This is a genomic window from Vibrio sp. 1978, assembly GCF_033344345.1.
Genome location: NZ_JAWPOP010000128.1, coordinates 1 through 1150, shown reverse-complemented (window position 1 = coordinate 1150; position 1150 = coordinate 1). Strand labels below are relative to the sequence as shown.

1 protein-coding gene is annotated in these 1150 nt (G+C 47.4%); it reads right to left on the bottom strand.

The window, feature by feature from the left end:
- Positions 1-1150: methyl-accepting chemotaxis protein (locus tag R8N49_RS24970; RefSeq protein ID WP_318190194.1), on the bottom strand; the 1150-nt coding region annotated here is incomplete at both ends.

The following is a 1150-nucleotide window of genomic DNA, read 5'->3' as shown; positions in this document are numbered from 1 at the left end:
ATCGCCAATTTCATGAGTGCTATTTTGCGTACGGCTCGCTAGTGAACGTACTTCATCGGCCACCACTGCAAATCCACGCCCTTGCTCGCCCGCTCGCGCGGCTTCAATTGCCGCATTGAGCGCCAATAAGTTGGTCTGCTCAGCAATCTCGCCAATCACATCCAATACTTTGGTAATCTGCTCCGTTTGCTGACTCAACTCAGAGATAGCATCCGATGTGCTGTTGATCTCTGTAACCAACTCAGTAATGCCTTGAATCGCTTGTTCAACCTCTCGCTGGGCTTCGGTGACCTGATCGTTCGCATCGTCAATGGCCTGCGCAGTGGCATTTGTATTGCTCGCGACTTCTTTTGCCGTCATGCTCATCTCTGTTACGGCTGTCACCACTTTATCCGTTTCCAAACAGTGACTCTGCATTTGACCGCTCGCTGTGCGCGTTTGATCATTCAGTTCTTCAGAAACTGTTTGAACGGCAGAAGCAGATCGATGAATATCCTGCATCAGTGGGTGAAGTTTATCCATAAATTCATTAAAGGCAGCCGCGACTTCGCCAACTTCGTCTTTACTTTCCACTTTTAGACGCGCAGTTAAGTCACCGCCACCCGCAGCAACATCTTTGAGAGAATCGGCGACGTGCTGAAGTGGTTTAATGCCTTTAGAAACAGCAATGCTGGTTAAGATGCTGGTAATAATCAGGCCAATCACCGAGATTGTCACCGCAGATAAAGTGTGTTGATTTAACTCTTGCGTGCGCAATTCACGCTGCATGGCAACTTGTTGGTCGATGTCATCAATGTAGATACCGGTACCAAGCACCCAGTCCCATTTTTGTAGATACTCAGCGTAACCCAATTTCGGCGCCTGAGCGTTGATGGTTGGTTTGTGCCAAGAGAAATACAAAAAGCCATCGCCTTTTTGCGACGCATCAATCAAGCCAGCAATCACCGCTACGCCATTTTCATCTTTAAGGTCATACAGATTTTTACCTTCCAGCGACGGTTTGATGGCATGTAAGGTATTGATGCCTTGAGAATCATACGCGAAAAAGTAACCGTCACTTTCAAAGCGCATCGCTTTTAAGATTTCTTTCGCCGCTTGTTTATTACTGCCATTAACGTCAGAGTCATACAGCGGCTTAATCGCCGTTACA